The 26,306-nt window shown below is 73.4% G+C and carries 23 protein-coding genes; 7 read left to right on the top strand and 16 right to left on the bottom strand.

Annotation, left to right across the window (positions count from 1 at the left end; all coding sequences use genetic code 11):
* Positions 1 to 70: 70 nt before the first annotated feature.
* Entirely contained in the window at positions 71 to 481 is a 411-nt protein-coding gene (locus tag ACSUPR_RS21035) for a hypothetical protein (RefSeq protein ID WP_436886420.1), read from the bottom strand.
* A 701-nt stretch (positions 482 to 1,182) separates the two neighbouring features.
* Between ACSUPR_RS21035 and ACSUPR_RS21030 the strand changes: the two genes are divergently transcribed.
* Together ACSUPR_RS21030 and ACSUPR_RS21025 are read left to right on the top strand one after the other, a co-directional pair.
* A complete protein-coding gene (locus ACSUPR_RS21030; RefSeq protein WP_017570862.1) occupies positions 1,183 to 1,851 on the top strand; it encodes a response regulator transcription factor in 669 nt (222 codons plus the stop codon).
* Positions 1,852 to 1,918: 67 nt separating this feature from the next.
* Complete coding sequence (locus ACSUPR_RS21025; RefSeq protein WP_436886419.1) at positions 1,919 to 3,205, top strand: sensor histidine kinase; 1,287 nt, start codon at positions 1,919 to 1,921, stop codon at positions 3,203 to 3,205.
* Between the two features lie 109 nt (positions 3,206 to 3,314).
* Here the strand turns inward: ACSUPR_RS21025 and ACSUPR_RS21020 are convergent, their stop codons facing one another.
* The 3 genes from ACSUPR_RS21020 to wecB all read right to left on the bottom strand — a co-directional run bounded on the left by ACSUPR_RS21020 (position 3,315) and on the right by wecB (position 8,807).
* On the bottom strand, positions 3,315 to 5,510 hold the full coding sequence (locus tag ACSUPR_RS21020) for a glycosyltransferase (protein ID WP_436886418.1): 2,196 nt from the start codon (positions 5,508 to 5,510) through the stop codon (positions 3,315 to 3,317).
* Between the two features lie 58 nt (positions 5,511 to 5,568).
* The gene (locus ACSUPR_RS21015; protein WP_436886417.1) at positions 5,569 to 7,326 is read right to left on the bottom strand and encodes a hypothetical protein; all 1,758 of its coding nucleotides are present in this window, start codon (positions 7,324 to 7,326) and stop codon (positions 5,569 to 5,571) included.
* A 368-nt stretch (positions 7,327 to 7,694) separates the two neighbouring features.
* The gene (gene wecB / locus ACSUPR_RS21010; protein WP_436886416.1) at positions 7,695 to 8,807 is read right to left on the bottom strand and encodes a non-hydrolyzing UDP-N-acetylglucosamine 2-epimerase; all 1,113 of its coding nucleotides are present in this window, start codon (positions 8,805 to 8,807) and stop codon (positions 7,695 to 7,697) included.
* Positions 8,808 to 9,013: 206 nt separating this feature from the next.
* Here wecB and ACSUPR_RS21005 point away from each other — a divergent pair, with 206 nt between their 5' ends.
* From ACSUPR_RS21005 to ACSUPR_RS20990, 4 genes are all read left to right on the top strand, one after another.
* Positions 9,014 to 10,762: a glycosyltransferase family 4 protein gene (locus ACSUPR_RS21005; RefSeq protein WP_436886415.1), complete on the top strand. Its 1,749-nt coding sequence runs from the start codon at positions 9,014 to 9,016 to the stop codon at positions 10,760 to 10,762.
* A 106-nt stretch (positions 10,763 to 10,868) separates the two neighbouring features.
* The gene (locus tag ACSUPR_RS21000; protein ID WP_436886414.1) at positions 10,869 to 12,239 is read left to right on the top strand and encodes a nucleotide sugar dehydrogenase; all 1,371 of its coding nucleotides are present in this window, start codon (positions 10,869 to 10,871) and stop codon (positions 12,237 to 12,239) included.
* Between the two features lie 260 nt (positions 12,240 to 12,499).
* A complete protein-coding gene (locus ACSUPR_RS20995) occupies positions 12,500 to 13,672 on the top strand; it encodes a glycosyltransferase family 4 protein (protein ID WP_436886413.1) in 1,173 nt (390 codons plus the stop codon).
* 94 nt (positions 13,673 to 13,766) lie between these two features.
* Positions 13,767 to 14,369, top strand: a complete 603-nt coding sequence (locus tag ACSUPR_RS20990) for a malonic semialdehyde reductase (RefSeq protein ID WP_436886412.1) — start codon at positions 13,767 to 13,769, stop codon at positions 14,367 to 14,369.
* An 83-nt stretch (positions 14,370 to 14,452) separates the two neighbouring features.
* Here ACSUPR_RS20990 and ACSUPR_RS20985 read toward each other — a convergent pair whose 3' ends face one another.
* From ACSUPR_RS20985 to ACSUPR_RS20960, 6 genes are all read right to left on the bottom strand, one after another.
* Positions 14,453 to 16,123: a PP2C family protein-serine/threonine phosphatase gene (locus ACSUPR_RS20985; protein ID WP_436886411.1), complete on the bottom strand. Its 1,671-nt coding sequence runs from the start codon at positions 16,121 to 16,123 to the stop codon at positions 14,453 to 14,455.
* Positions 16,120 to 17,169: a SpoIIE family protein phosphatase gene (locus tag ACSUPR_RS20980; protein WP_436886410.1), complete on the bottom strand. Its 1,050-nt coding sequence runs from the start codon at positions 17,167 to 17,169 to the stop codon at positions 16,120 to 16,122. The genes ACSUPR_RS20985 and ACSUPR_RS20980 overlap by 4 nt, the downstream gene beginning before the upstream one ends.
* Complete coding sequence (locus tag ACSUPR_RS20975) at positions 17,169 to 17,546, bottom strand: anti-sigma regulatory factor (protein WP_436892086.1); 378 nt, start codon at positions 17,544 to 17,546, stop codon at positions 17,169 to 17,171. The genes ACSUPR_RS20980 and ACSUPR_RS20975 overlap by 1 nt, the downstream gene beginning before the upstream one ends.
* A gap of 62 nt (positions 17,547 to 17,608) precedes the next feature.
* Positions 17,609 to 18,004 (bottom strand): STAS domain-containing protein, encoded by a 396-nt coding sequence (locus ACSUPR_RS20970; protein WP_436886409.1) that lies wholly within the window; start codon positions 18,002 to 18,004, stop codon positions 17,609 to 17,611.
* A gap of 16 nt (positions 18,005 to 18,020) precedes the next feature.
* A complete protein-coding gene (locus ACSUPR_RS20965) occupies positions 18,021 to 18,902 on the bottom strand; it encodes an STAS domain-containing protein (protein ID WP_436886408.1) in 882 nt (293 codons plus the stop codon).
* A 145-nt stretch (positions 18,903 to 19,047) separates the two neighbouring features.
* Positions 19,048 to 20,202: a PP2C family protein-serine/threonine phosphatase gene (locus tag ACSUPR_RS20960; protein WP_436886407.1), complete on the bottom strand. Its 1,155-nt coding sequence runs from the start codon at positions 20,200 to 20,202 to the stop codon at positions 19,048 to 19,050.
* A gap of 281 nt (positions 20,203 to 20,483) precedes the next feature.
* On the opposite strand from ACSUPR_RS20960, the gene ACSUPR_RS20955 reads away from it, so the two are divergent.
* On the top strand, positions 20,484 to 20,864 hold the full coding sequence (locus ACSUPR_RS20955; protein ID WP_436886406.1) for a MarR family winged helix-turn-helix transcriptional regulator: 381 nt from the start codon (positions 20,484 to 20,486) through the stop codon (positions 20,862 to 20,864).
* Between the two features lie 225 nt (positions 20,865 to 21,089).
* On the opposite strand, the gene ACSUPR_RS20950 is transcribed toward ACSUPR_RS20955, so the two are convergent.
* The 6 genes from ACSUPR_RS20950 to ACSUPR_RS20925 form a co-directional block, all read right to left on the bottom strand.
* Positions 21,090 to 21,323 carry a hypothetical protein gene (locus ACSUPR_RS20950; RefSeq protein ID WP_436886405.1) on the bottom strand — a complete coding sequence of 78 codons (234 nt, stop codon included), beginning with the start codon at positions 21,321 to 21,323 and terminating at the stop codon, positions 21,090 to 21,092.
* A 598-nt stretch (positions 21,324 to 21,921) separates the two neighbouring features.
* On the bottom strand, positions 21,922 to 22,752 hold the full coding sequence (locus ACSUPR_RS20945; protein ID WP_436892085.1) for a glycosyltransferase family 2 protein: 831 nt from the start codon (positions 22,750 to 22,752) through the stop codon (positions 21,922 to 21,924).
* Between the two features lie 288 nt (positions 22,753 to 23,040).
* The gene (locus tag ACSUPR_RS20940; RefSeq protein ID WP_436886404.1) at positions 23,041 to 23,811 is read right to left on the bottom strand and encodes a CDP-alcohol phosphatidyltransferase family protein; all 771 of its coding nucleotides are present in this window, start codon (positions 23,809 to 23,811) and stop codon (positions 23,041 to 23,043) included.
* Positions 23,789 to 24,838: an iron-containing alcohol dehydrogenase family protein gene (locus ACSUPR_RS20935; protein WP_436886403.1), complete on the bottom strand. Its 1,050-nt coding sequence runs from the start codon at positions 24,836 to 24,838 to the stop codon at positions 23,789 to 23,791. The genes ACSUPR_RS20940 and ACSUPR_RS20935 overlap by 23 nt, the downstream gene beginning before the upstream one ends.
* 5 nt (positions 24,839 to 24,843) lie before the next feature.
* Complete coding sequence (locus tag ACSUPR_RS20930) at positions 24,844 to 25,575, bottom strand: sugar phosphate nucleotidyltransferase (RefSeq protein ID WP_436886402.1); 732 nt, start codon at positions 25,573 to 25,575, stop codon at positions 24,844 to 24,846.
* 30 nt (positions 25,576 to 25,605) lie between these two features.
* Positions 25,606 to 26,298, bottom strand: a complete 693-nt coding sequence (locus tag ACSUPR_RS20925) for a DUF5941 domain-containing protein (RefSeq protein ID WP_436886400.1) — start codon at positions 26,296 to 26,298, stop codon at positions 25,606 to 25,608.
* Between the last annotated feature and the right edge of the window lie 8 nt (positions 26,299 to 26,306).

The raw sequence follows: 26,306 nt of genomic DNA, 5'->3' as shown, positions 1-26,306 counted from the left end.
GGCCCCTCCTCCGGGAGGGGCCCCTCGCGTTTTCCGGGGCCCGCCCGGCGGACCGCCCGTGTCGTCCGGCTCAGCAGCGGGGCAGGCCCTCGATGGGCTTCCAGGGCTCGGCGACGCGCAGGGCGGTGGCGCTGACGAAGACGTCGCGGTTGCCGGTGTCGTCGTCGGTGAGCACCCACCAGGTGGAGAGGGCTCCCTTGCCGTCGGAGTGGGCGGCGCCCTCGGTCTGGCAGAAGAAGTAGTGCCGCCCGGCCCACAGCCACCCGCTGGTGGGGTAGCGGGTGTCCTGCGACCAGTAGGAGCGGGCGTCGCGCCAGGTCGTGTAGTAGTGGCGCACGGAGAGGGCGCTCTGCCCCGCGGCGGTGTCCCCGGCCGCCGGGGCGGTGCCCGCCGGGGCCGCGGTGGCGGGTGACGCCAGTGCCAGGGGCAGGGCCAGGGCGGCCGCGGCGGCGGCCGCGCGCAGAGTGCCTGCTCGGGTCATCGGAACGCTCCTCGACTCCCCCCGGGCACCGGTGCGCCCGCACCCCGGGACGGATGAACCTGCTGGAATGGGATGGTGGGCTGCGATCACCGCCCACCACCACATTGTCACTCAGAGTGAACAATTCCTCCCGTCGCGACACGGGCCCGGCGGCGGGCCCGGACCAGGCGCGGCCGGCCGCGTCGCGGCCGGGCTCCGCCATGAGGAGCCGCCCTCACAGCAGCCCTCCGCCCGGGGCGGCGCCGATCGGGAGGGTGACGACCGGGAGGGTGACGGCCACGGGGGCGGCCGACAGGCCGGCCGGCGCCGGTGCGGCGGCCGCGCGGACGGGCCCTGCTCCGGGTCGGGGTCCACGTGCGGTCTCTCCCCGCCACCGGCACCGGGCGGCCGACGGCCGCCCCGGGGAATCCGCCGGCATCCCGATCACCACTGCGCTGTCACCTTTCCTTCGGAATCGTCCCGTTGATCCGGAGGAAACGGCCTCGCATCTCCCGGAAATCGTGACCCGTCGACACCTCTCGGACACCTTCCGCACCCTCTTCACCAAGAACCGCGTTTTCACCAAGCAAAGGCAAAGAAGGCACATGAATTGAGCAAGCGAACCGTTTGTCCGGTATGTGAATACCGTATTTTCGGCCAACCTTGGGCCATCCGGCGCGCATAATAGGGAAATGCACGACCCCGGACCTACGATCGACAGCATGACCTGCGTTTTGCTGGCCGAAGACGATGTCTCGATCTCCGAGCCTCTCGCGCGCGCACTCCGACGCGAGGGCTACACGGTGGACGTGACCGTCAACGGCATTGAGACACTCGACCGTGCCCGTGCGGGGGACATCGACCTGATGGTCCTGGACCTGGGCCTGCCCGAAATGGACGGGCTGGAGGTGGCGCGTCGGCTCCGGGCCGAGGGCCACGGAACGCCGATCCTGATCCTCACCGCCCGCGCCGACGAGGTCGACACCGTCGTCGGCCTCGACGCCGGTGCCGACGACTACGTCACCAAGCCCTTCCGGCTGGCCGAGCTGCTGGCCCGGGTGCGGGCCCTGCTGCGCCGCGGCGGAGCGGAGGTGCCCGTCGTCCACGGCGTGCGCATCGACAACGACTCGCGCCGGGCCTGGCTGGGCGAGCGCGAGCTCCAGCTCACCACCAAGGAGTTCGACCTGCTGCGCGTGCTGGTGCGCGACGCGGGCAAGGTGGTCACCCGTGAGCAGATCATGCGCGAGGTGTGGGACACCAACTGGTGGGGCTCGACCAAGACCCTCGACATGCACATCTCCTGGCTGCGGCGCAAGCTCGGCGACGACGCCAACCAGCCGTCGTACATCACGACCGTCCGCGGCGTGGGCTTCCGTTTCGAGCGGGACTGAGCGGGCCGTGTGTCCGACGCGCCCCGCCCGGGTCGGCCTTCTCCCGGTCGGACGAACATGAGGTGACATGCGCAGGCGCATGGTTTTCTCCACCCTGCTGGTGACCGTCATCGCCGTCATGCTGCTCGGCCTGCCCCTGGGGGCGCTCACCTACAAGCTGGTGCACGACGAGAGCAGTCGCGCCCTGCAGGCCGAGGCGGAACTGATCGGCGCCGAGAGCGACACCATGCTGGAGACGCACGGCGAGATCGACCTCGCCGAATTCGACCGGGACCACCCCGAGCGGTTCTTCCGGATCACGACCGCGAACGGAACGGACACGGCCACGGCCGGGAACCCTGCCCTGGGCCCGACCGCGACCGACGCCCCGGCCCTGCTGCGCGCCACGGCCACGACCGGGCGGGGCACGGTGGTCGAGGTGTGGATGAGCGGCGACGAGGTCCGGCAGAGCGTCGTGCGCGCCTGGCTGGGCATCGCCTCGCTGTCCCTGCTGGCGATCGGCGTGGCGGTGGGGCTGACGATGTTCCAGGCCCGGCGGCTGACCCTGCCGCTGGTCGACCTGGCGGCCACCGCCGAGCGCCTCGGCTCGGGGGTGACCACGCCGTGGGGCCACCGCTACGGCATCCCGGAGGCCGACAGGGTCGCCGAGGTACTGGACCGCAGCGCCGAGCGCATCGCGGGCCTGATCGCCACCGAGCGCCACTTCGCCACCGACGCCTCCCACCAGCTGCGCACCCCGCTGACGGCGCTGACCATGCGCCTCGAGGAGATCGTCGCCGAGGCCGGCAACCCCGAGGTGGTCCGGGAGGAGGGCGAGGCCGCCCTCGCCCAGACCGAGCGGCTGGTGGAGACGGTCGAGAGCCTGCTGGGCCGGGCACGCAAGAGCCAGAACCCGGAGGTGGAGGCGGTCGCGGTCGATCCGGTCCTCAACCACCTCCAGGCCGAGTGGGCCCCGGTGTTCCAGAAGGAGAACCGCAAGCTGCTGGTCACCGGTTCGCCGGGGCTGACCGCGATGACCGTGTCCACCGACCTGGCCCAGATCCTGGCGACCCTGGTGGAGAACGCCTACAAGCACGGGGCGGGCACGGTGACGATCCGCCGCATCGACACCGGCCACTCGGTGCGCATCGAGGTCAGCGACGAGGGGGAGGGCGTGCCCGAGCACCTGTCCGGTCGGATCTTCGAACGCGAGGTCAGCGGGGGCGGCGGCACCGGCCTGGGGCTGGCCCTGGCCCGGCACATCGCCGAGTCCGAGGGCGCCCGGATCGAGCTGGTGCAGGCCCGGCCGACCACCTTCGCCCTGTTCCTGCCCGCCGGGGCGGGCGGCCTGTCCAAGATGACCGGCCCGGTCTGAGCACCCCGGCCGGCCGGCGGCGCCCCGCCGCGCCCCGTCCGCAGGCGCGGGCCCCCGGCCGCGGGCCCGCCCCTGCGGGGAGAGGCGCCGCGGCCGGGGGCCGCCCTTCTCACGCACCCACGGGGGCGGGCACCTTCCCGTGGACGACCAGGTCGGTCCAGAGCGACCGGACCCGTCCCAGGCTGTAGGCCCCGACCACCTCGGCGCGGGCGCGCTCGGCCTCGGCCCCGAACCGCCCCTCCCGCACCGTCGCGTGGATGGCCTCGGCCATCGCCACCGCGTCGTCGTGGATCCAGTGCGGGTCGTAGATGGTGTCGGCCCCGGGCCAGGGCAGCAGGGCGGGCACGCCGCCGGAGGCGGCGCACTCGGCCGGTGCCAGGTGGAACGACTCGTCGTCGCTGGTGGACAGCATGAACCCGACCCGGCGCAGCCAGGTGGCCACGTCCGGGCCGAACGGGTCGAACACCACCGACCCGGCCAGGATCCCGTCGCGCTGGATCCGCCGGTAGACGCGCTCGAAGTAGGCGCGCTCCTCCGGGCGGTTCCAGATCCACCAGTAGTCCCAGGGCTGCTTGGTCTTGACCGACAACGTGTAGCGCGGGTCCATGCGGCGCAGCTCCGCCAGCACGTCCAGGCCCCGGTCCAGCCGCTTGCGGGAGGGCGCGATGCCGATCATGCCCAGGGAGTACTCCGCCCCCGGCAGCTTGGGCCGGGCCAGCTGCTCGTCGTCCACCCAGTTGGGGACCACCACGACCTTGTCGGCGGGCCAGCCGGTGATCTCCCGGGTGAGGTCGGCGTAGTGCGGGCTGACGCACACCACCGCGTCGACCTTGTCGATGTCGAGCTTGCGCGGCCACTCCGCGTACAGCTCGAACCGGTGCAGGCGGACGATGAGCCGCTGGTCGGGCCGCTTCCACTTGGCGTAGAACAGGGCGTTGGGCCCGCACCACTCGCAGATGACCACGTCGGCCCACCCGGCCAGCTCCCGGGACCGGTACTGGTCGTGGGTGCCCAGGCCCTCCCACTCGTCCATGCGCACGTCCAGGCCGGGGAGCGAGGACAGGTACTCGGCGAGCCGGGTGAAGAACTTCATGTCGTGTCCGGCCACGACCACCTTGAGCGGCCGCTCCGGGTCGGACCCGGCGGGGGCGGAGGGCAGCGCCTCGGCGAGGTGGCCGCGCAGGCGCTCGGCCGCGCGTTCGAGCGTGTGGTCCTCGGCGGCGGCCCGGCAGCGGGCGGCGGCGTCGGCGTACACGGAGCGGTCGTGGTAGGCGCGGGCGACCACCTCGGCCACCGAGTCCAGGTCGGTCCCGGCGAACAGGGGGTAGTCGGCGCCCAGCATGGCCTCGTGCATGGGGGTGCGGTTGAGGACCACGGGCAGGCCCAGCGCGCCCAGCTCCAGGACCTTGGTGGACAGCTCCAGGCTGGCGTCCATGGACGGGTCGCGCCAGGAGAGGCCGAAGTCGCACTCGGCGGAGGCGCGCAGGGCGTCGGCGCGCGGCATGCCGCCCCGCCAGTCCACCCCGGGGGTGCCCTCCAGGGCCCTGCGCATGCGCTTGGACCAGTCGGCGGGGTCGGCGTGGACCTTGTCGCCGATCATGACCAGCTCGGAGTCCACCCCGCGGCGCTCCAGGGCGGCCGGGAGCCCCGTCATCTCCAGGGTGTTCCAGGCGGGGGCGAACTTGCCGGTGTAGGCCAGGCGGGTGCGGGCGTGCACCTGCCCGTCCGCGCGGGCGTCCTCGGGGACGACGACCACCGGCGGGAACAGCACCGAGCGGCCGCAGGCGGCGGGCACCGACGACTCCAGGAAGGCGCGCAGCTCCTCGGTCTGGCAGAGCAGGAACCGGGAGGCCAGGGCGATCTCGGTGAGCTCGGCGACGGCGGTGGCGGTGAGCCCGTCGACGGAGTGCGGGAAGTCGGTGAGGTAGGTCCACAGCCGGCCGGCCAGGGTCTCCTCCTGGGCGGCCAGCCCGGCCAGCCGCCTGCCCCGCACGACCACGAGGTCGAACGGGGTCCGCTCGTGCCGGGAGACCAGCAGGGAGACCGCCTGCTCCGGGGTGAGGCCGCGGGGCCCCGCGTCGGGGACCAGCTTGTCCTCGTAGGGGCGCAGCAGACGGATGCCCGGGGCGCCCGCCAGCGGGGCGACGAGCCGGTCGGTGCGCACGGGGGCCTTCAGCAGCAGGGTGACCTCGCATCCGGCGGCGGCCAGGGCCTGCGCCATCGACTGCGCCCAGATCGCTGAACCGTCGATGATGTTCAGGTCCACGTCCCCGTACAAGAGTGCGCGCGGAGGAGGTGTGCTCACGTTCTTCCCTTCGGATGCTTGCGGGTGGCCCGGGCCGGGCTGTGGTGGCGGCCGGGAGTCATCCGACGGCGCCGGTGGGGGCGTCCGCCGCGGTGTGGGCGGGCCCCCGGGCGTCCCTGTCGGTTCCGGTGCCGTGGTCGGGTCCCAGGGCCAGGAGGCGGGTGCCGCGGCGGTTCCACTCCGCCGGGTTCCAGCCCCGCCGCACCAGGGCGGTGCGGGCCAGCTCCGGGCTCAGGGAGCTGACGAAAACGTACTGCTCTCCGACGGGGCGGTCGAAGAGGCCCCGCTCCCCCGTCCCGGCGTCCGCGGGGGCGGCGGTGCCGACGGCGTCGGCGTCGGAGCACTCCACCGCGCACACCAGGTCGGCCAGGCGGTCCGGGCCGACGGGCCCGGTCCACAGGTGGGCCCAGGGGGCGGTGGCGCGGTCGGCCAGGACGGCCCACCGCTCGGGGCCCAGCCCGCCGGGGCGGACGGTGCGGTCGGCGCCGCGGGTCAGCTCCTCGGGGGTGTCCGGGGTGTTGAACCGGGCGGTGCGGACGGTGATCCCCTCGGCGCGCAGGCGCTGGACGCCGGGCAGGCGGGCCGCGGTGTCGGGGACGACGACCTCGGCCGGGCGCAGGCGCGAGGCCAGCAGGGAGTCGGCCAGGTCGGCGGCGTCGGACTCCCCCGCCGGGTCGGCCAGGACGGCGACGGCGCGGCCGCGCAGCGGCAGTTCGGGGCCGGGTGTGCCGGGCGGGAAGTCCAGTCCGGAGAGGATCTCGGCGAGCCGGACCGGGGTGGCCTCGGCGAGGAAGACCTCGCGGAGCATGGTGCGCTGCTCGGCGGCGGTGGGCGCGGCGGCGCGCAGCCGGGGCACGGTGACGGCCAGCCCCTCGGTCCCGCCGGTCTCCTCGGCGACCGGGTCGTGCGCGACGGCGCGGGTGCCGCAGGCCTGGGCGCGGTGGCGCAGCGCCTCGGCGCGCGGGCCGTGGGCGGGGACCACGGCGACACGGGCGGCGCGCAGGGCGTCGGCCAGGCCGGGGGCGTCGGCGTCGGCCGTCCCGGCGCCCAGCCCGGCGAGGATGTCGGGGAGCGGCTCGGCCGGGGTGTCGCGGACGAAAACGGTGTCGGGCCCCTCGGCGAGGTCCGCGGCGACCGGGTTGAACAGGTGCAGGGGCACCCCGGCGTCACCGCGGTGGACGCGGTCGAAACCCAGGGCGCGCAGGCCCGGGGCGGTGGGCGCGTCGTCCAGGAGCAGTGCGGGGATGCCGCGGGCGGCCGCGGACTCCAGCACCCAGTGGAGTGCGCGGGTGCGGTCCGCCGCGGCGGGGTCGCCGACGTGCGCCCAGGGCGAGCCGGGGGCCGCGGCGGAGGCGGAGACCAGGACGAGGTCGACGTCGACGCCGTCCATGACGATCTGGGCGTCGTGCGGGCGCAGGGGGACCGCGCGGATGTAGGGGTCCAGGGCGCGCTGGACCTGCGGGCCCAGGACGGTGGCGGCGATGAGCAGGTCGGAGGCGCCCCCGGCGGCCCCGGCCAGCAGGCGGGCCTCCTGGCGGTCGGCGTCGAAGGAGCGGACCGGCTCGGCGCCGGGGCGCCGCTGCTGCTGGGAGTGGCGGGTGGTGCCGCTGCGCCGCCAGAGGCGGTAGAGATCGCGCGGGAGGCGGACCAGGGAACGGGCGGGCTTCTTCGCCGCGGCGGTGAGCGCGCGGCCCACCTGGAGCGACGTGGAGTCCTCCAGCGCGGCCAGGCGGGCGCGGGCCTCCTGGAGCTGGGCCTCGCGTTCGGACAGGGCCTGCCTGAGCTGTTCGGTCTGGCTCTGTTCACGCCGTTTCACGGTCTGCCACCTTGTGTTCGGATCGGATCGGCGGGGCCGGAGCGGTCCCCGTGCGGGCGCACTCCGTCGGGTTGGTCCTGCGGCGGGTACCGGGGCGGGTCCGGATGCCCTTGGTGAGGCGTGTCGCGGGCCCACGGGGCGCGGTCGGCGGTGTGTTCTGCTGCGACACGGTGTCTCACCCGCCCCTCTGTCGGGGAACGGTACCCCCGGAGAGGGGTGCGGCGGTGGATTCGCCCGGCTTGTGTCGTGTCGGTCCCTGGGCGGGGTGCCCGCCCCGGCGGTGCCGCACGGCACCACCGGTCCCGGCACCGTCGGCCGGGAGGCGGGGCGCCGGGGCTCTTCGGGGAGGGAGGGGACGGGTCATGGGATCACCTGGACCACTGGGTGAGGACGGCGGCGATGCGCTCGCCGGCGCGGCCGTCCCACAGGGGCGGGGTCGTGTCGAGGAGGGCCTCGGAGCCGTTGCCCTGGAGGACCTTGGTGACGGCCTGGAGCAGGTCGGCCTCGGTGACGAGGCGGTTGGTGCCGTGCGTGATGGTGACGGGCCGCTCGGTGTTGGGGCGCAGGGTCAGGCAGGGGACCCCCAGGACGGTGGTCTCCTCCTGGACGCCCCCGGAGTCGGTGACGACGGCCTCGGAGCCGCGGACCAGGGCGACGAAGTCGAGGTAGCCGAGGGGTTCCAGCAGGTGCACCCGGGGGTGGTCGCCCAGTCCGGCGCGGTCGAAGGCGGCCTTGCCGCGCGGGTGGACCGGCATGACCACGTCGGCGAGGTCGGCGATCTCGTGCAGGCGGGTCGCCAGCAGGGCCGCGGTGTCGGGGTCGTCGACGTTGGCCGGGCGGTGCAGGGTCGCGGTGATGTACCGCTCGGGCAGGTCGAGGCGGGCGCGCAGGGCGTCGGCGTCGAACCGGTCGAGGTTGGCCAGCAGGGTGTCGATCATGGGGTTGCCGACCAGGTGGACCCGGTCCGGGGAGACGCCCTCGGCGGCCAGGTGGCCGATCGCCTCCGGGGAGGTGGCGAAGCACAGGTCGCTGAGCTGGTCGGTGACCCGGCGGTTGATCTCCTCCGGCATGGTGTTGTCGAAGGAGCGCAGGCCGGCCTCCACGTGCACCACCGGGATGTGGAGCTTGGCGGCGACCAGGGCCGCGGCGACCGTGGAGTTGACGTCGCCGTAGACGACGACGGCGCCGGGCCGCCGGGAGGTGAACTCCTGCTCCAGGCCGACCATCAGCGCCGCGGTCTGGGCGGCGTGCGAGCCCGAGCCCACTCCCAGGTCGACGTCGGGGGTGGGCAGGCCCAGGTCACGGAAGAACACCGCGGACATGCGGTCGTCGTAGTGCTGACCGGTGTGGACCACCGCCTGGTGGGCACCGCGGTCGCGCAGGGCGGAGACGACGGGGGCGGCCTTGACGAAGTTGGGGCGGGCACCGACCACGTGAACGATCGCGGTGTCCCGGCTCCCGAGGGGGGCGCTCGCTGCCACGGCTCTCTGGTCTCCTTCTGTTCGTCGTTCGGTCCCACCGGTTCCGGTGGGACCGTGGCGGTCCGGTCGGGCGTTCCTCGCCGGGACGTCCCGTCCGTGTCGCCGTGGTGTCACCGCCCGGTCACGTCCACGTGGTTAGGTGACTGACCGTGCATGACATCCCTGTTTCCGAAGTGCCCCGCCCCCGGACCCGCAGGCTGCGGGCGGTGACGTTCACCGCGTCGACGGCCTGGCGTCACCTGCGCTCCGACCCCGCCCGGACGCCGCTGCTCGCGCTGCGGCTGATGCCGGGGCCGGTCCGGCGCGCGGCGCGCGGCGCCGCCGCCCGGGTGGGCGGACCGATCGGCGCCTACGCCCTGTGGGACGAGGGGCGCCGGGCCGAGGCTCGCGAGGCGGTGCTCGCAGCCGCGTCCGGTGCCGGACCCCGCAGGCTGGGGCGCCTGGTGGCGGCCTGCCTGGCCGCCGGGGACGCCCGGACGGCGCGCGAACTACTCGAACGCCTTCCCCCGGGCCCGGTCCGCGACCGGGCCGCCCATCGGACGGACCTGGCCACGGGGAGGGCCGTGGCCGCGTCCCCGTCGCTGCCGCCCGTCCACCACGGGATCACGTTAACCCGCGATGCCCCAACGCGGCCCGAAGACACGGTGAACGCTCGGCGACCGGAAGCCCCGGCAGGTGAACGGCTCGACTCGCCTCCGGAGGGCCCGGTGGACGGATCGGGCGTGCGGGTGCTGCATCTGGTCACCAACGCACTGCCGCACACCAACGCGGGGTACACCCAGCGCACCCACCGGATCGCCGTCGCCCAGCGCGAGGCGGGCATGGACGTGCACGTGGTGAGCCGGGTCGGCCATCCCGTGGACAAGGGCAGCCGGGACGCGCGCACGCTGGTGCGCGTGGACGGGATCCCCTACCACCGGCTGCTGCCCTGGACCGCCCCGGCGGACCCCGGCCAGGAGCTGGCGGCGGGGTTGGAGCTGGCGTCGGAGCTGGTGGAGCGGCTGCGCCCGAACGTGCTGCACGCGGCCAGCAACCACCGCAACGCCCGGCTGGCGCTGGCGCTGGGGCGGCGGTTCGGACTGCCCGTGGTGTACGAGGTGCGCGGTTTCCTCGAGGAGTCGTGGCTGTCGCGCGACCCGTCGCGGAGCGTGGACGACGCCTTCTACCGCTCCGAGCGGGCGCAGGAGACGGAGTGCATGCTCGCCGCCGACCTGGTCGTGACGCTGGGCGAGGCCATGCGCGCCGACATCGAGGCCCGGGGGGTGCCGCCCGAGCGTCTGCTGGTGGTGCCCAACGCGGTGGACGAGTCGTTCCTGGAACCGCTGCCGCCGGGGACGGCGGTGCGCGGGGAGTGGGGCATCGGCCCCGACGAGTTCGTGGTCGGCACCACCACCAGCTGCTACGGGTACGAGGGGCTGGACACCCTGCTGGAGGCCGTGGCTCGGATGCGCCGCGCGGGAGAGCGGGCGCACGCGCTGGTCGTCGGCGACGGCCCCGAGCTGGCGGCGCTGCGCGCACGCGCCGAGGAGCTGGGGCTGGAGGGCGCCGCCCACTTCCCCGGCCGGGTCCCCGCGGACCGGGTGCGCGAGCACCACGCCGCGATGGACGTGTTCGCCGTGCCGCGGCGCGACGACCGCGTGTGCCGGGTGGTGACCCCGCTGAAACCCGTGGAGGCCATGGCCGGAAGCCTGCCGGTTGTGGCCAGCGACCTTCCGGCTTTGCGAGAGATCGTGGAACCTGGAGTGACCGGAGAGTTAATTCCTCCGGGCGAATCGGCAGGTCTCGCTGATGTCCTGACAAAACTCGCCTACAGTCGGGAAAGGCGAGAGGCCTACGGTCTCGCAGGTCGCAGCCTTATCGGCGCGAACCGTACATGGACCGGGGCCGCGTACCGCTACGACCACGCGTACCGGGCCCTTATCCGGAAAATGTCCGAACCAGGCCAGATCCCGTGATCGCGGACAACAGCTATCTACACTCGGACGTCCCCAACAGTGACGTTCCCGGCTGTCCTCGATGAAGTGCGCCCGTTCACGAAACGAATGCGAGTGTGACCACGAAGTGGATGCCGCAGCCTCCAACCCAGCCCCTGCTCCCGAGCAGCAGTCCTCAGCGGCGACCGGCGATCTCGTCGTCATCGGTCTGGGCTACGTCGGCCTGCCCTTGGCCGCCGAAGCCTCCTCCGCCGGTCTGAAGGTCACCGGACTCGACGTGAACGAGCGCGTCGTCCGCGGCCTCAACGAGGGCACGTCGCACGTCGACGACCTGTCCGCGGAGGACGTCCGCGCGATGCTGGACCGCGGGTTCACCGCGAGCACCGACCCGTCGGTCCTGGCCACCGCCCGCACCATCGTCATCTGCGTGCCCACGCCGCTCTCGCCCGAGGGCGGCCCCGACCTGGGGGCGGTCACCTCCGCAGCCGGGTCCATCGCCGCGCACCTGAGCCCGGGCACCCTGGTCATCCTGGAGTCGACCACCTACCCGGGCACCACGGAGGAGGTCGTGCGGCCCATCCTGGAGGAGTCCGGGCTGGTGGCGGGCGCCGACTTCCACCTGGCGTTCTCGCCCGAGCGGATCGACCCGGGCAACCCGACCTTCGGCGTGGCCAACACCCCCAAGGTCGTGGGCGGGCTGACGCCCGAGTGCGGCGAGGCGGCCGCCGAGTTCTACGGCCGTTTCGTGAACACGGTGGTCCGGGCGCGGGGCACCCGCGAGGCCGAGATGGCCAAGCTGCTGGAGAACACCTACCGGCACGTCAACATCGCCCTGGTGAACGAGATGGCCATCTTCTGCCAGGAGCTGGGCGTCGACCTGTGGGACTCGATCGCGGCGGCGGCCACCAAGCCGTTCGGCTTCCAGGCGTTCTACCCGGGTCCGGGCGTGGGCGGCCACTGCATCCCGATCGACCCGAACTACCTGTCGTACAAGGTCAAGACCCTGGGCTACCCGTTCCGGTTCGTGGAGCTGGCCCAGGAGATCAACAGCCGGATGCCGTCCTACGTCATCCAGCGCGCCCAGGAGCTGCTCAACGAGTCCGGGCTGGCGCTGTCGCGGTCCAAGGTGCTGCTGCTCGGCGTGACCTACAAGGCCGACATCGCCGACCAGCGCGAGTCGCCGGCCCGCCCGGTGGCGCGCAAGCTGCTCGCCAAGGGCGCCACCCTCACCTACCACGACCCGCACGTGGAGACCTGGGAGGTGGACGGGCAGGACATCGAGCGGTCCACCGACCTGGACCGGGCGCTGGCCGAGGCCGACCTGACGATCCTGCTCACCGACCACTCCGACTACCGGCCCAAGCGGCTGGAGGAGTACGCGCGGCTGCTGCTGGACACGCGCGGCGTGCTGCGCCGCGCCCCGCGGGACGAGGACCCGTCGGTGGTGCCTACGCAGGCCCGCCGACACGTCCAGCGCGAGGGGATCCAGGTCCTCTAGGAGGCGTTCCGCCCGGGTGTCCCGCCGCGCGCGGGGGCCCGGGCCCGGGGCACGCCGCCGGACACCCGGTGTCCGGCGGCGTGCCCTCGCGTGTTCACTTTCCGTCGTGCCAAGGTTCACCGGCTGAACCCCCGGTGTCCACCGTGCCGACCTTTGCGTGTTTCCGCAGGTGAATACCGTGTCGCAGAGCCGGTACCGCTGCCCAAAAGCGGATCATCTTCAGAAGATGCGCCATACCGGCGACACAGGTAGGTGATGTGATGCACGCGCTTGTGGCCACCGTGGTCCACCATCCCGAGGACGCCCGGATCCTGCACCGGCAGATCCGCGCCCTGCTGGACGCCGGACACACGGTGACCTATGTCGCGCCCTTCCGCGAGTGCGGAGTGACGCCGTGGAACGAGCTGCGCTCGGTGGACGTTCCGCGCGCCTCGGGCCGGGAGCGGCTGTCCGCCCTGCGCGCCGCCCGGGCCGTGCTCGCCGAGCAGGCGCCCAAGGCCGACCTGCTGCTCTTCCACGACCCCGAACTGCTGCTGGCGCTGCCGTCCGCGCGCCCGGTGACCGTGTGGGACGTGCACGAGGACACCGCCGCGTCGATCCTCACCAAGCCGTGGGTCCCCCGGCCGTTCCGCCGGCCGCTGGGCATGCTGGTGCGCTCGTTCGAGCGGCGGTCGGAGCGGCGGATGAAGCTGCTGCTCGCCGAGGAGGGGTACCGCTCCCGGTTCCGTCGGCCGCACCCGGTGGTGCCCAACACCACCGAGGTGCCCGAGGAGCCCGCACGGCCGCCCGGGGACGACCGGGTCGTCTACCTGGGGCACGTGTCACTCGCCCGGGGCGCCCGGGAGATGATCGAGCTGGGGCGGCTGCTGCGCCCGCACGGCGTCCGGGTGGAGATCATCGGCGGCGCCGACGCGGGGGTGCGTCCGCTGCTGCGCGAGGCCCAGCAGGAGGACGCGCTGACCTGGTACGGCTTCGTTCCCAACGACCGGGCGCTGCGGATGTGCGCGGGGGCGATGGCGGGGCTCAGCCTGCTGCACGACACCCCCAACTACCGGCACTCGATGCCGACCAAGGTCGTGGAGTACATGGCGCACGGGCTGCCGGTGGTCACCTCGCCGAGCCCGGTCGCGGCCAAGCTGGTGGCGGAGCGGCCCGAGGGGCCTGCGGGCCTGGTGGTCCCCTTCCGGGACCCGGCGGCGACCGCCGAGGCGGTGCTGCGCCTGCGCGCGGACGAGGGCCTGCGGGCCCGGCTGGCGCGGACCGGGCACCGCATCGCGCAGACCTCGTACCACTGGCCGGTCCAGGCGCGGGCGTTCGTCAAGCAGCTGGAGGAGTGGGTGGACGAGGCGGGCGGTCCGGCTCCGCGGATACCCCGGCAGCGCAGTGACGAGCGCACTTCGTCGAGTGAGGACGACCACACCTACCTGACCTAGGAAATATCTTCCTAGCAAGGGAGGTTGGGTGCGGGTGTACCGACCGGTGAACGTTCCCGCCGGTCAGCCCGCCCGACCCGACCGAGGTGTGACCATGACCCAGTTGCTGCTCCACAAGGACGCCCAGGACCTGCTGTTCCGGGCCGCCCGCACCGCCAACTCCTTCACCGACGAGCCGGTGACGGAGGAGCAGCTCGCCGAGATCTACGACCTCGTCAAGTACGGCCCCACCGCGATGAACCTGCAGTCGCTGCGGGTCACCGCGGTCCGCTCCGCCCAGGCCCGGGAGCGCCTGGTCCCGCACATGGCGGGCAACAACGCGCCCAAGACGGCGACGGCCCCGCTGACGCTCATCCTGTCCGCGGACACCGACTTCCACGAGCACTTCCCGACGACCTTCCCGGTCCTTCCGGACGCCCGTGAGAACTTCGCCCGGATGCCCGTCGAGGCCCGCGAGGACATGGCCGTCAAGAACGCCTTCCTCCAGATCGCCTACCTGATCGTGGGCGTGCGCGCGGCCGGCCTGGCCGCCGGGCCGATGACCGGCTTCGACGCCGAGGGCGTGCGCAAGGAGTTCTTCGGCGAGGACTCGCCGCTGCGCCCGGTCGTGGTGATGAACATCGGCCGCCCCGGGCCGGACGCGTGGTTCGACCGCCTGCCGCGCCTGGAGCAGGACGCGGTCGTCACCGAGGTCTGATCCCGCGCCCCGGCCGGTCCGCCACCCGGCCGGGCACCGCGGCGAAGGGCCCCCCGCCTCCTGCGAGGGGCCCTTCGGCGTGCTCAGCGCGGCGCGGGTCCGCCCGTACCCGCATCCGAGGCGAGGAAGACCAGGAGGCAGACGTCGTCGTCGCAGTCCTGCTGCTTGACCATCGCGTCGAGCAGGTCGTCGGCCGCCCGCTCGGGTCCGCCCTCCCAGTAGGGAGGACCGGAGAAGCACCCCAGCAGGCGGTCGATGCCGTCGTCGATGGACTCGCCCCGGCGCTCGACCAGGCCGTCGCTGTACAGCAGCAGCGCGGTGCCCGGGGGCAGCCTCACGGTGCTGTCGGTGTAGGCGGGGTCGATCGGCAGTCCCAGCATCCCGCCGGAGGGCAGGTCGACGGCCTCGGCCGCACCGGTGCCGTCCCGCCACAGGGGCGGCGGGTGACCGGCCCCGGCCACGGTGACCTCGGGGTCCCCGGGCCTGAACCGCACGATGACGGCGGTGGCGAAGAGGTCGGGCTCCAGGTGGCCCAGCAGCCGGTGCAGGCGGGCCAGCAGGGCGGCCGGGCTGCGCTCCTCCAGGGCGTAGGCGCGCAGGGCGGTACGGAGCTGGCCCATCATCACCGCGGCGTGGATACCGTGCCCGGTGACGTCGCCGACCACCCCGATGAACTCGCCGTTCCCCCGCGGGAAGACGTCGTACCAGTCGCCCCCCACGTTCATGCCGCGGGCGGCCGGCAGGTAGCGGGCGGTCATCTCCATGCCGGGTGTCTGCGGCAGCCGGGTGAGCATGGCCCGCTGGAGGGTGGCGGCCACGTCGCGCTCGTGCTCGAACCGGCGCGCGTTGTCCAGGGCCACGGCGATCCGGCCGGCCAGTTCGATGAGGAGCGGCCCGTCGTCGCCGGCGGGACGGGAGTGGCGCAGTTCGAGGACCCCCAGGAACTCGGCCCCGGAGACCAGGGGGAAGCACGACCGGTCGGCCGCCTGGAGCGGTCGGCGCCCGGCGGCGACCCGCTCGATGTACGGCGGAACACCCTCCGCCGAGGGGCCGTCGGCCCGGCGGAGCCCGGTGTCCTCCGTGTGCGACCACACGCGGAGCTCCTCGGCGAACTCGGGGATCAGCAGCTCCCGGAGCAGGGCGAACAGCTCCTTCTGGTCGAGCGTGGCCATGAGGCGGGCGCTGGCCGAGGACAGGAAGGTGAACCGGTGGCGGGCGGTCTCCGCCTCGTCCCGGGCGGCGCGCTCGGCCGCCAGCGCCCTCTGCTGCTCGTCCCCGACCCGGGCGAGTTCGGCGTGCAGGGCGAGTACGCCCTGGTTGGTCTCCTCCAGCTCGGTCTGGTGCCAGCGCAGTTTCCGGGCCCGCTCCGCGGCCACCGAAGCGAGCCGGCCGGCCTGGGAGGAGACGCTCAGCAGCTCCTCGGCCAGCGTGTGCAGGTCGCCCTCGGGCCGTTTGAGGGCGAGGGCGTCCGGGTCCACGGGGCGGGGCGGCCTCACCAGGCCGACCCACCGGTCGCTGCCGGAGCCGTCGCGTACCTTGGCCCGGATGGCGGTGCCGTCCGGGTCGGGTTCCACGATCAACTTCACCGAGCCGTACTCCGACTCCTCCAGGACCCGGTCGGTGACGGCTTCGAGGAACTCCAGGGAGGCCTCGCTGGAGACCCCCGCGGCGTCGAGCAGGCGCGCCGTCGCGGTGCGCGCCAGCGCCGCGTCCAGCGTCCCGCGCACGGGTATCTCGATGCGACTGCGTTTCATCGGTCTCCTCCGTCCGGTCGAACGGTATGTGTGACCACGGCGACTCCGGTGTCGTCCCGCAGCGGGAGCGCGGCACTTCCGGCGTCCCGCAGGACGACGGCGGCGATGACGGCCGCGTCGTGGGAGGCCAGCCGTTCGACCCCCTGGGGTGTCCAGCGGCTCGGCAGCCCGTCGGTGTGCAGCACGAGCATGTCACCCGGCTCCCATCCGTGCCGCTCCGGGTTGGGCGTGCGCAGGCCGAAGGCCCCCACGATCCCGGGGCGGGAGAGCAGGGAGCGCCACCTCCCCCCGTGGTAGAGCCGGGCCCCGATGTTCCCGACTCCGCAGAAGGTCAGCCGGTGCCGTGACTCGTCGATGTCGGCGATGGCGACGGCGGCCCCGCGGCTGCGGCGCAGGACCTCGTGCATGCCGCGCAGGAGCGTCTCCGGCTGCTCCCCTCCCCTCCCGAGGACGAACCGCGAGGCCAGGTCGGACGCCTTCGCGGCGGCCGCACCGTGGCCCAGCCCGTCCGCCAGCATGACGGTGCGGTGGCCGCGGCCGCTGCGGAAGGCGAGGGCGTCGCCGCTGAGGGGCCCGCCGTCCAGGGGGATGTGCAGTCCGCCGGTCACGGCGGGGGCGGAGAACCGCTCCCGGTCCTCGGGAGGGGAGAAGCGCGCCACGGCGACCGTGCCGCGGCCGGGGCTGCTGTGGAGCTCGAAGAAGTCCGCGGCGCGCGCGCAGGCCCCCAGCCCGCTGCCCAGGGAACCGGAGGACGAGGTGAACCCGTCGGCCAGGGCGCGCGGAACGTCCTCGATGCCGGGTCCGTGGTCCAGCGCCACCAGCTGGAGCGCCCGGGCGTTGCCCCACTGCTCCCCCACCGGTTCGGCCACGAAACGGCCGCCCCCCGCGTAGCGGCACATGTTGGTGGCGAGTTCGGAGGCGGTGAGGACCGCGGCGTCGACACGCGGCGGCCCCAGCCCCGAGGCGCGCGCGGCCTCGGCCGCGGCCCGGGCGGCGTCCTGCACCCGGGTCGTGTCCGTGACGGCGACCTCCCAGACCTCGGCCATCACATGCCGTACCGGGTGGGGAGGGAGGCCACCCAGGAGGCGATGGTGATCCTCACCCCGCCCTCCGCCGGGTTCTCGATCTCGAACTCCTGGACCAGGCGCCTGGCCCCGCCCAGTCCCATGCCCAGCCCCTCGGCTGTGGAGAAGCCGTCCTCCAGGGCGAGCCGCACGTCGGGGATGCCGGGGCCCGAGTCGGTGAAGACCACCCTCAGCCCGGGCCCGTCCGGACCGTCCAGGGCACGGATCTCCGCCTCGCCCCCTCCGCCGTGCAGGAGGGTGTTGCGGGCCAGTTCGCTGGCGGCCGTGACGAGCTTCGTCTGCTCGACCAGGCCGAACCCCAGTTCGCGCGCCAGGGAGCGCACCTCCTGGCGGACCATCGTCAGGTCGGTGTCATTGCGGATCGGCAGGCGGACGGCGCCGGCCCGCTCCGGCACCGGGATCACGGCTCCCCCTCGGCGGGGGACCCGGTGGCCGCGATGGTGACCCCGAAGGCGGCCGCGGCCTCGGTGACCGTGCGAGCGGTGTCCAGGCCCGGCAGGGTGAGGCCGAGCTCGACCAGGGTGATGGCCACCGCCGGGCGCATGCCCACCAGGATGGTCCTGGCCGCGAGCAGCCGGGAGGAGGCGGCCACCTCGGCCAGGACCCGGGCCAGGAAGGAGTCCACCATCTCGAGGGAGCTGATGTCGATGAGGAGGCCCCGCGACCCGGTTCGGGCGACCGTGGCGGTCACCTCTTCCTGGAGTGCGACGGCGGCGTCGTCGGGCAGCTCGCCCTGGATGCTGACCAGCAGCAGGCCGCCCAGGTCCAGAACGGGTATCGGGGAGGGGCTCGTCATGTGCAGGCCACCCGCCTCACGCGAGACCACGGGGGGACCGTTCCCCGCGGCGCCGGTCCAGGGCCCACTCCAGGGCGTCGGCCAGGGTGGCCCGGGTCGTGACGTGGCCCAGGTCGAGCCCGAGCTGGACGATGGTCTGGGCGATGGCGGGCCGGATGCCGGAGATCACGCACTCGGCCCCCATGAGCCGGGCCGAGGCCACGGTCTTCATCAGGTGCTGGGCCACCAGGGAGTCGACGGTGGGCACACCGGTGATGTCGAGGATGGCGATGCTCGCGTTGTGCTCGACGATCGCCTCCAGCAGGTTCTCCATGACGATCTGGCTGCGCGCGCTGTCCAGCATGCCGATGAGCGGCACCGCCACGAGGCGGTCCCACAGCTTGATGACGGGGGTCGCCATTTCCAGGAGCTGCTGGCGCTGGCGCAGCACGATCTCCTGGTTCTCGTGGAGCATGGTCTCGACGACCAGCACGCGCAGGGTCGCGAAGAGGGTGATCAGCAGGATGCGGACGTCGGAGGCCCTCTCCCGGCCCTCCTTCTCGGAGTCCGCCTCGAGCACCTCCAGCACCGTGTCGCGCAGCGCGGCGAACTCGCGGTCCACCTGGGCGATGGACAGGCCGGTACGGGACCGGGAGGCGGTCATCGCGACCAGTTGCCGGCGGATCGGCAGGAAGCCGGAGGCCTCCAGGTCCTCCACGTTCCCGCTCTCGGCGACGTCGGCCAGGCAGGCGATGACCGCGTGGCCCGCCTCGACCGCCTCGTCGCGGGTGACGGTGAACACCGACTGGAAGAGCGGCAGGTCGGCCCAGCGCTGGGCGATCTGCTCGGCGCGCCCGCGTAGGAGCGCGGCTGACATCTCCGTGGTCGACAGGCCGGAGTCGGGCGGTCCGTCGGTCATGGGTCTCCTCGTCCTCAGGGGCCGTCGCGGCCCTCATGGATGGGGTTCGGTTGTCGCATGACAAGTATCCACCAGTTCGCAAGGGGTGCGCATGGGAAGGGGGGCTCCGGCCGGCGGAGGGCGGGGACCCCGCGGAGTGCGCCCCTCATCCGCGCCCCCGCCAGTCGAGGCAGAGCACCAGGGCGTCGTCCTCGGTCTCCCGGCCGCCCTGGTGCTCGACCAGGCGGCGCAGCACCTCCTGGGGGACGGACGCGGCGGGCAGCAGGCGGGTGCCCAGGACCGCCCGGATCAGGGCGCGGTCCCCGAACGCCTCCCGGTGCGCCCCTCCCATGGCCTCGAACACGCCGTCGCTGGCGAAGACGAGCCGGTCACCCGGCTCGACCTGGAAGTGCTGGGCGATGTAGACGGTGTCCTCGGCCATGCCGAGCGGCAGCTGGGCGTCGAAGGGAAGGCGCGTCACCTGGTCGTCGCGCAGGAGGTAGAGGCGCGGCGATCCCGCGTCGACGACCTCGACCCGGCCGGAGTCCGTGTCGAACCCCAGCAGGAGCATGTCCACGTGGCGTTCCCCCCGGTGGCGGGCGTAGACCGCCTTGTCCGCGAGGGCGGCCTGGTCGGCGAGGCCGACCCCGCCGCGGCGGGCGTTGCGCAGGGCGTTGACCGCCAGGTTCGTGAGCAGCGAGGCCTCGATCCCCTCGCCCATCCCGTTGGTGACGCCGAGTTCGAGGCGGCCGGGCATCACCGCCCAGTCGAAGTTGTCCCCCCGGACGTCGTAGGCGGGCTCGAGCTGGGCTCCGATGGTGTACTCGGGGCACTCGTAGCCGCGCCCCGGAAGCAGGTCCCACTGTATCTCCGCGGCCAGGGTGAGCCGCTCGCTGCGCCGGAAGAACCGGTAGAGGTCGGTGTCGCGCGCCGCGACGATCAACTCGTGGCCGAGGGCCTGGGCCGCGTCGATGAGGTCGGGGAGCACGCCGCGCACGTCGGCGGCGGGGTCCAGCGTGACCGTGAGCACGCCCAGGCGGTCGCCCCGCGCGGTGACGGGCAGGTGGACGGCACGGGTCCCGTCCTGCGCGGGCTCCTCCGCGAAAGCCTCCTGGGAGCCGAAGACGCGGCCGAAGACGGTGTTGAACACAGAGTGGCCGCGGCCGCCCGTCTGTGGGAGGTCCCCGATATGGTAGAGCGTCTTGAGCCCGTAATCGGCCAGGAAGAGCTCGGCGGACACCGCACCGTGGTCCCGCGCCAGCGACGCGCGGAGGACCGCCATGAGGCGGTGCGGCTCGGCTTCCCTGAGGGAGCGCGCCAAGGCCTGGGATGTATTCACGTGGTCGACCTGCGTTTTCTGTACTGCGCCCGAGTGCCGGCGCGGCGCCGTGAGCGGGCGCGGAGAAGGGCGTTCCGTTATGGTCGTAGAGATACCTGATGCCCGTTCACGGGTGTGCGAGGCTCACAGAGGCGAAAGTGCGAGAGTGGAAAGTGAGTCCTGAATCGCGGGAAGACCCGGCGGAGACGGCCCGCGCCGCCTCGGCCGCCACCGAACTCATGGAAGTGCTCTGGGGGCACGGCCGCGAGACAGCGTCTCCGCCCGTGTCCGCGTCGCAACTCAAAGTCCTCTTCGTCCTCGACGGGGAGGACGGGGTCAACCTGCGTACCCTGACCGAGCGCCTGGGTTCCACCCCTCCATCCGTGAGCCGATTGTGCGACCGCCTCGAGGCGGTCGGCCTGGTGAAGCGGACGGCGAATCCGAGCAGTCGCCGTGAACTGCACCTGCGGCTGAGCGAGAGCGGGCGCTCCTTCCTCCGGGACCTGAGGTCCCGCAGGGAGGCGGAGTTCCACGCGGTGATCGCCCGCATGCCCCCGCGCAAGCGGGCGATGCTCATGGAAGGCCTGATGTCCTTCCGCGAGGCGGCACAGAACTCCGAGCAGGGCTCCGAGGGCTCCGGACCGTCCGACGTCCGGACGGCCTGACACCGGGTGCCGACCGCTCGGACGGGGTGGGAGATCCCCGCTCCCCACGTCACCGTGGTGCGTTGCGGCCGGGGCCGCGTCCCAACCGAAACAATGCCGACAAGTTCAACTGTTGTCAAGCGACAATAGTTGCCTACTGGTCACTCCACGGACGATATCGGGCCGCCCCGGGGCAGGGGTCCGTCATCGTCCGCGCCCGTGGAGGGGCGAAGAGGGGCCCGTCTCTCAGCGGTGGCCTGCGCTGCCCTGTCCCGGCCCCCACCCCTGCGGGGGCGGTCCCTGCGGGTGCTGCGGGCCGTCCTGCCCGGGGTAGCGGCCCGGTGCCTGCGGGTACGGCTGCGCGGGCGGCGTCTTGGGCCCGGCCGCCCGGACGATGAGAAGGACCAGGCCGACGACCAGAGCGATACCGACCAGGGCCGCCACGAGCATGACGATGAGTCCGAGCAGACCGAAACCCATGTTCCCTCCTGAGGAGCTACGGGCCCCGGGGATCACGGGGCGGGGACGCCCATCATGGCACGCCCCGGTCGGATGGCCGGGGAACGTCCGTTCCAGCAGGGCTTCCGCGCCCCCGGACCCGAGGTCCGGGGCGTGAGAACCGGCCCCGGGGACGAAGGCCGTGGAAGGTGGGTCGGAACCGCCGCCACGACCGGCCGCCGCCGGAGAGGGCCGGAACGGACCCCTCGCCCGGGTCGACGCCGGCCCTCCCGGTTCCCGCTGGGCGTTTCTGGGATCTCCCGCGTTCCCGCCCGGGCCGGTGCCGGGCTCGACGGGCGGACGACCGGGCCCGGTGCTTCGAGCCGTCCGCCCGCCGCGGGACCGCCCGCCGGAGCGGCGGCCGGGATCGAACGGCCGGCCGCGGAGTCGGCCGCCCCGGGCGCCGGTGCCGGGCGGACGGGCGGCCTGCGCGGGTCCCCCGGCGACGGTGCGGGGTTCTTCGGGTTCACCGTGGCCGGGCTCCCGCGGGTGACCGTGGTCGTGCGGACCGCACCGTGAGCGCACGTGTGAGGAGGGGCGGGGCGCCCGAAGGCGTCCCGCCCCTCCTCACGCGTTCGGCTCAGATGATCGGGGGACGGCCGGCACGGGTCATGCGCCAGGCGGTGGACCAGCGCATCGGGGTGCGCGGGCCGGGGTCCTCGCGCCAGCCCTCCCGGAACCCGGCGAACCAGGAGCGCAGGGACGCCCGGTCGCGCTCGCGCAGCAGGGTCAGCGCCACCCAGGTGCCCAGGTAGGCGAAGGCCAGCGGCCAGGGCAGGTTGCGGCGGGCCAGCCACACCCGGTTGCGGGCGTTGAGACGGTAGAAGTTCTCGTGCCGGGTCGGGGCGACCGCGGGGTGGTACATGACCGCTTCGGCGTCGTACTCGATGGTGTAGCCGGCGTCCATGATCCGCCAGGCGAGGTCGGTCTCCTCGTGGGCGTAGAAGAAGCCGCCCGGCAGGCCGCCCCCGGCCTCGAACGCGGTGCGGCGGATCGCACAGGCACCGCCCAGGAACGTGGTGACCACACTGGAGCGGCGGGAGTCGCCCACCCGCAGCCGGGGCACGTGGCGGCGCTGGTCGGGGCCCCCGTCCGGGTCGGCGATGCGGAAGGACAGGGCCCCCAGGGACGGGTCCGAGGCGAACCGCTCGCGCACGTGGCGGGCCAGGTCGGTGGAGCGGTACCAGCCGTCGTCGTCCAGGAAGAGGATCACGTCCCCGCTGGTGGCGCGCACCCCGTGGTTGCGGCCCTCGGGGATGCCCACGTTCTCCGGCAGGCGGACGGTGACCACGCCCTCGGGCAGCTCGGGCAGGTCGGCGCCGTTGCCCACGACGACGACCTCGACGTCGGCGTCCTCCTGCTCGAACACGCTGGTGATGGCGCGGCGCAGCTCGGCCGGACGGTTGCCCATGGTGAGCAGAACACAGGAGAGGGTGGGCTTGCTGGCACCGGACACCTGGGGATGTCTCCGTTCGGCTCGGGGCCCTGGGGAGACCCCCGTCGCGGCCCCCTCGGACCGGGGCGGGATCACGGGTGTGGTCATGTTCGGGACCGTATCAGTGGACGACAGGCTGCTTGCAGGTTGACGGGAACCGACGTTCGCAGAAACAGGCTAACGAAAGAATAAAAGCCCGGTGTACGGGGCCGCGGACGGGGTAAGGGCCGCGGCCCCGTATGTGACGCGAACGTCATCGACGCGTTATTCGAGGCGGCGCGAGGCCACCACGCTCACGAAGTGCGCGGCGCTCATGAGCACCGCGACCGCGGCGCAGGCGGCGACGAGGACCCGGGTGGCCAGCAGGTCCCCCAGGAACAGGTCCGCCACCGCGGCGACCACGATGATCAGGGACAGCTCGACGGCCTGGATCAGCCGGTGCACCTTGAGGGCGGACGCCAGCCGCCGGGCCAGGCTCAGCCCGGACGAGCGGGGGCGCATCGCCTCGTCGCTCACCTTCTCGGGCAGTCCCGCCTTGGCACGGGCCACCACGACGTTGTCGGTCTCGGCCTTGATGAGGGCCACCCCGATCGCGCCGACCATGCCCAGGATCACCCAGCCGCCCGGCTCCAGGTCCCCCTGGGCGCGCACGCCCAGGCCGACGAGGAGCGCGATCTCGGACACGTAGTGCCCGATCCGGTCCAGGTAGATCCCGGTGACGCTGGTGCGGCCGGTGTACCGGGCCACCTCGCCGTCGGAGCAGTCCAGCAGCAGGTACACCTGGATCATCAGGGCCGCGACCAGGGCCGGCCACGGTCCGCCGAAGGCGACGACGACGCCGGCCAGCACGCCGAACGCCATCATCAGGTAGGTGATGGGGTTCGGCGGCACGCCGAGCCGGACGAAGAACGTGCTGACGTAGGGCGAGAGGTCCCTCATGTAGAGGCGGCCCGCCCAGTGCTCCTCGTTCGTGCGCTCCTTGATCCCCGCGGGCTGGCCGCCCGCGCGGACCTCAGCGACCGACGGTTTGGACATAGTCCGCGACGCTCCGTCCGATCTCGCTCTCGGACAGGCCGAGGTGCTCCAGGATGGTGAACCGGCCCGGGCGGGTGTCCGGCGCGTGCACCACGGCCCGCACGAACTCCTCGTCCTCGAGACCGACGTCCGCGGGGACCACGGGCAGCCCGTGGCGGACCAGGCAGTCCCGGATCTCGCCCATCCGCGCCTCGGACCAGCCCAGGCGGCGGACCCGCAGGAAGGACGCGTACAGCGCACCCAGCCCGGCGAGCTCGCCGTGGTTGCCCCGGCCGGGGTGGAGCTGGGTGACGGCGTGCAGGATCTCGTGGCAGGCGCCGCTGGCGGGTCGGCTGGACCCGGCCACCGACATGGCCATCCCGGACAGGACCAGGCCCTCGGCCAGGACCGTGAGGAACGCGTCGGAGTCGATCGAGTCGGGCCGGTGCAGGATCGCCTCGGCGGCGACCCGGGCGAAGGTGACGGCCATGCCGTCGACCGGCTCGCCGTTGACCCGGCCCGCCAGCTCCCAGTCCTCGATGGCGGAGATGTTGCTGATCACGTCGCCGATGCCCGACCGCACCAGGTGGGAGGGCGCGGCCCGGACGTAGTCCACGTCGATGACCACGGCGATGGGCATGGTGACCCCGATGGAGGGCTTGCCGCCCTCGTGCTCCAGGGAGCTGACCGGGGAGGCGATGCCGTCGTGGGCCAGGTTGGTGGCGACCGCGACCATCGGGATGCCCGCCATGGTGGCGGCGAACTTGGTGACGTCGATGGTCTTGCCACCGCCGATCCCCGCGACCGCCTCGTAGGCGCCCGAGCGGAGCTTCTTGCCCAGTTCGTTGGCGGCGTCGACGGTGCCCTCCTCGACCCGGAACACCTCGCAGTGCGGCAGGTCGAGGTCGGCGGCGATCTGTTCGCCCTGGCCCGGGCCGACCGCGACGGCGATCCGGCCCTCGGTGGCGATGCGCCGGTCCGCGAGGACCGAGCCGAGCGAGGCGATGGCCCCGCGCCGGACGTCGATGGAGATCGGCGAGGGGAGCATTCGGGCTAGTAGCGGCACGCGATCTCCCGAGCCTTGGCCAGGTCGTCGTGGTTGTCGACCTCGACCCAGTCGACCTCGCCGATGGGGGCGATGGAGACCTTCTCGCCGCGGCGGACGAGCTCCTGGTAGCCGTCCTCGTAGTAGAGCTGCGGGTCGCGTTCCCAGGTGGCCTTGAGCGCGTCGGCGAGGCGGGCGTCGAGGGAGCCCTCGATCAGCGTGGCGCCGATGTACTCGCCCGCGGCGGTGGCCGGGTCCATGAGCTTGGTGATGGTGGCGAGGTGGCCGCTCTCGTCGAGGGTCACCTTCATCTCTTCGTCGGCAAGGCTTTTCACGTTGTCCACCGCGAGGAGGAGTTCCGGTCCCCGGGCCGCGAGTAGCGTTTCCTCGACGCTCACCGGGTGCACGGTGTCGCCGTTGACGAGGAGGACGCCCTCGGAGAAGAACTCGCGCGCGGTCCAGAGGGAGTAGGCGTTGTTCCACTCCTCGGCCTTGTCGTTGTGGCTGAGGGTGATCTTCACGCCGTGGCGCTCCTCGAGCGCCTCCTTGCGGGCCTCGACGGCCTCCGCGCGGTAGCCCACGACGACGACCACGTCGGTCAGCCCGGCCGCGGCCAGGTTGCGCAGCGAGATGTCCATGATGGTCGTCTCACCGTCGACGGGCACCAGGGCCTTGGGCAGGGTGTCGGTGTAGGGGCGCAGACGCCGCCCCGCGCCTGCGGCGAGAACCATTCCGAGCATGCGGGCGTGTTCCTCCTTAGCGGGGAGGCCTCACGCCTCCCCGTTCGTTCCGGCGACCGGTGCAGGGTCGCCTTCCTGGCCGTACCCGGTCCGGGGGTGCCCGGGTCCGCCACCGCCCTCGGGGGCGGTTCCGGCCCGGTGCACGTCGGTGACCGGTGTGGCACTCCATGTGAGCACCGCCTCGGTGACGAGCAGCGCCGCCAGGTATCCGGCGAGTATGCCGTAGACCGGGGTCGGCACGTGCAGCGCGCTCCCCGCGGCGATGACGAGCATGCGCCCGTCCCAGCCGAGGGCGGCCGCGTGCACCCACCGCGGCCTCGCCACGCCGACCGGGGGGCGGGCGGCGTCGTCGCGGTGGTGGCAGGCGACCGTCATCAAGAGTACGAACACCAGAGGACCGGGTACACCGGCCGCGAGCCCCACGACCATCGGGTACGCGTACTCCATGACGCGCAGGACGGGCGGCACGAGTCGGTCGTACCGTCCGTCGTGGGGGTGGCCCGAGGCCGTTCCGGACAGTATCAGGGCAGCGACCGGTGCGAACAGGGTAATGCCTGCCGGATGCCCGCCGTCCGCCGCCAACAGGACGAGGATGACCACGGCCGCCGTCGCGGCGGTCGGGAGCGGCGGGGCCAGCCCCGGGGCGACACGTCCCAGGAGGCGGCACAGGTGACCGTCGTCACGGAGGCGGCGCAGGTCGGGAGCGGTTCCGGGGCCTTCCACGGGGTCGG

Origin of the sequence: Nocardiopsis dassonvillei (assembly GCF_964273065.1) — a bacterium.
GTDB lineage: Bacteria > Actinomycetota > Actinomycetes > Streptosporangiales > Streptosporangiaceae > Nocardiopsis > Nocardiopsis dassonvillei_B.
Note: the sequence above shows the minus strand (reverse complement) of the source record. Positions and strands in the feature narration are given on the sequence as shown.